At 66.6% G+C, this 3,305-nt stretch carries 4 protein-coding genes; 3 read left to right on the forward strand and 1 reads right to left on the reverse strand.

The genetic code is table 11. The annotated features are described in order from the left end of the window. Positions 1-259 precede the first annotated feature (259 nt). Complete coding sequence (locus BUE43_RS32415) at positions 260-649, forward strand: GntR family transcriptional regulator (protein ID WP_073490180.1); 390 nt, start codon at positions 260-262, stop codon at positions 647-649. A 50-nt stretch (positions 650-699) separates the two neighbouring features. On the opposite strand, the gene BUE43_RS32420 is transcribed toward BUE43_RS32415, so the two are convergent. Next, on the reverse strand, positions 700-990 hold the full coding sequence (locus BUE43_RS32420; RefSeq protein WP_073490181.1) for a hypothetical protein: 291 nt from the start codon (positions 988-990) through the stop codon (positions 700-702). A 150-nt stretch (positions 991-1,140) separates the two neighbouring features. On the opposite strand from BUE43_RS32420, the gene BUE43_RS32425 reads away from it, so the two are divergent. Further along, complete coding sequence (locus BUE43_RS32425) at positions 1,141-2,373, forward strand: helix-turn-helix domain-containing protein (protein ID WP_073490183.1); 1,233 nt, start codon at positions 1,141-1,143, stop codon at positions 2,371-2,373. A gap of 150 nt (positions 2,374-2,523) precedes the next feature. Continuing rightward, a complete protein-coding gene (locus BUE43_RS32430; RefSeq protein ID WP_083960410.1) occupies positions 2,524-3,114 on the forward strand; it encodes a YdcF family protein in 591 nt (196 codons plus the stop codon). The last annotated feature ends 191 nt before the right edge of the window (positions 3,115-3,305 follow it).

Here is a 3,305-nt window from a genome sequence, read left to right on the forward strand (position 1 = left end):
CGCGACTGGTACTCGTTGTCCGGCCCCAGCTCCCCCACCAGCACCAGGCCCTTCGGGAAGACCACCTCGAACGGAACCGCGAACCGGTAACCCCTTGGCATCGCCATTGCCATGCGTCCTCTCTGCCGTCTTCTGCCCTTGAGGCCGCTCATCCAGCGGCACCACGAAGGTATGCCACTCCGTATACAGAGTCAACGTAGTATACTTACTCCGTTCGAGTGTATGTCTACTGAGTGCACTGAGTGGCTACGCTTGCGCGGTGAGCATCGACCCGGCCGACCGGCGTCCGGCGTATGAGCAGATCGCGGCGCACCTAGAGGCGATGATCGGTGAAGACGCGTACGAGCCGGGGGAGCTCCTGCCCTCCAATCCCACGCTGGAGAAGCAGTTTCAGGTCTCCAACATCACGATCCGGAACGCCGTCAAGATCCTGGTCAACAAGGGACTTGTCGCCGTTCGCCAGGGCAAGGGGGCGGTCGTCCTCCGGAAGCCGGATGTCCGCCCCGAGGTCTCGGGCGTACCCGACGACATCGTGCGCCTTCTCAAGGAGCTCAGGACTTCCGTGGAAGCGTTGGACGCTCGGATGAAGGCTGTTGAACGGGCGCTGGAAGGCCAAGGTGCCGCTCCACGCGTCGAAGACGAGCGCTGAGTTCTCGCACCGCAACAGCCAGCGAACGGACCTCGTCCCACGCCTGACCCTCATCCATGGCGGCCCTCGTCCCTCTCGCTCGCGTTCCTTCCCGTAGGCACCAGGTTGGGTAACGCGGGGTCGATCATGTTTTCGCATCGATCAGCGAACTGGGTTGCAGCGGCCGCGAGCTGCCGGCCGAACTGCGCGGCGACCTCGTACGCGCCGAGCCTTCCCACGTTCACTCTCACGACGAGTGCGCTGTTCCCGACCTCCATGACCAGTGTCGGAGCCCCTGGCTCGACCTCGCTCACTTGCGCTTCGTCGCCCGGCTCCGGATAGACCACGACGTAGAAACCCATGCGACCGCCCCCATGGGGTGCTGCGCAGGCCCTCAGCCCGCAGACGTCACGTGTACGTCCCCAGGATCACGAACTAGGCTGCCCATGACCGCGTTATGCGCCCTATGCGCATCGCATGCGCATAGGCCATGAGCTGGGGTGATGCGCTGCATGGAGACCTTCGGCCAGGCTCTCCGGAGGCTGCGGCAACAGGCTGGCCTCAGCCAGGCCGAGCTGTCCAGGGCCACGAAGTGGAGCCAAAGCCAGATCAGCCGAGCCGAGAGCGGCAACAGCGTCCCCGACGAGAGCACCACCAGACTGCTGGACACGGTCCTTCAGGCCGGCGGCCTTCTTCTCACCCTGCAACAACACGACCGCCGAGGCGTGCTCGTGCCGCCCGAGCGAGCGGAGCGAGCACCTGACCTGGTCCTGCCCACCGACGATCCATGGAGTGTCAGCGACGTCGCCCGCCGCCTCCACCGCACCGACGTCGGGCCACAAACCCTGGAACAGCTCCGGGGAACGGTCGAAGACCTCTGCTGTGAGTACCCCTGGCGCGACCCCGCAACCTTACGGGGGGAAGCCAAGGTGTGGCTGGAGTACACGGCGAAGCTGCTCGACAGCCGCGTCACCCTCCGGGAGCACCGCGAACTGTTGGTCGCCGCCGGCTGGCTCACGCTGCTCATCGGCTGCCTTGAGTACGACATGGGACTCAAGCGGCCCGCCGAGATCAGCCGAAACGCCGCCTTCCAGCTCGGCCGCGAAACCGGGCATGGAGAGATCATCGCCTGGTCGCACGAGTTGAGCGCCTGGTTCGCCCTCACCCAGGACCGGTTGCGCTCCGTCCCCAGCTACGCCCGCGCAGGACAGCAGGCAGCGCCCCAAGCCTCCGTCGCCGTCCAACTCGCAGCCCAGGCCGCCAAGGCACACGCTCGAATGGGCGACCACGACCAAGTGCAGAAGATGTTGGACGAGGGGTTCCGGCTTCTCGACAAACACGATCATCCGTCGCGGCCCGAGAACCACTTCGTCATCGACCCGACGAAGTGGGACTTCTACGCCATGGACTGCTATCGCCTGGTCGGTGAACACAAGAAGGCCGCAGAGCACGCCCACGAAGTCATCCACCTGGCACAACGTCCCGACGGCACCGAGCGAAGCCCCATGCGCGCTCTGGAAGCGCGGTTGACGCTGGCCATCATCGCGCTCCGGGAAGGCGACCTCGAAGCGGCCCAAAGCTGGACCGAGGTCGCGTTGAGCACCGACCGGCGTTCCGTCATGTCCCTGGCGATGCTCACCGGCGAGATGGTCTCCGAACTCCGCCATCGGCACGACAACGACCCCGCCGCAGCAGCCTTGCTCGACCAACTCCTGACCGCCCGCCGCGCACTCCCGCCCGCGTGACGGGCCTAGGAGCAGGAAGTGGAGGATGCCGACGCTTGATGCGGCGCAACAGCTTCAGCTTCCGGCCGGAGAGGACACACGTCGGTGGACGCCCACGAGTTGCCTGACCACCTCTACGCCGACGTCAAGACGTTGTGGGACTACCACGACATGCACCACGAACCGCGGCCATGCGACATCGGCGTGGGGCTGGGCAGTCACGACCTGGGCGTGGCGATCCACGCCGCCGACCTGTTCCACTGCGGCCTGTTCCCTCGGATCGTCTTCACCGGGGCCAACGCGCCCACCACCGTGGAGCGCTTCCCCCGAGGCGAGGCCGTGCACTACCGCGAACACGCGCTCGAACTGGGCGTCCCCGACGGGGCGATCCTCGTTGAACCGAACGCGAGGAACACCGGGGAGAACATCGAGTTCACCCGCAAGCTACTGGCCGATGACGGCATCGAGGTTCGGTCGCTGATCCTGATCTCCCGCCCATACCAGCAGCGCCGGGCCTACGCGACCTGCAAGAAGCTGTGGCCCGAGGTCGAGGTCATCTGCTCGTCCCGACCGTTGCCACTGGCCGACTACATCCGCAGCATCGGCGACACCAAGCGGGTTGTGGACATGCTGGTCGGCGACACCCAACGCATCACGGTCTACGCCGAACGCGGCTTCGCCATCCACCAGGACGTGCCCGACAACGTGCACGCGGCCTACGAACGGCTTGTCGCGGCGGGTTACACGAGCAGGCTGATCTAGCCGACGCGCAACCCGCAGGCACGCACCGTGGCTCGTTGCCGAATTCCGCTCTACAGGATCAAGGCGCGCCGCCGGCCGGCGGCGCGCGGTAGAGCCGCGGCCCGGCCATGGCCCCGTTCTGAGAGGGCGCGGCACCGGCCGGGCCGCTGGCGCGTCCGGCCGGGCCGACCCTCTCAGAAGGGGCACCGGGT

It is taken from the genome of Streptoalloteichus hindustanus (assembly GCF_900129375.1).
GTDB lineage: Bacteria > Actinomycetota > Actinomycetes > Mycobacteriales > Pseudonocardiaceae > Streptoalloteichus > Streptoalloteichus hindustanus.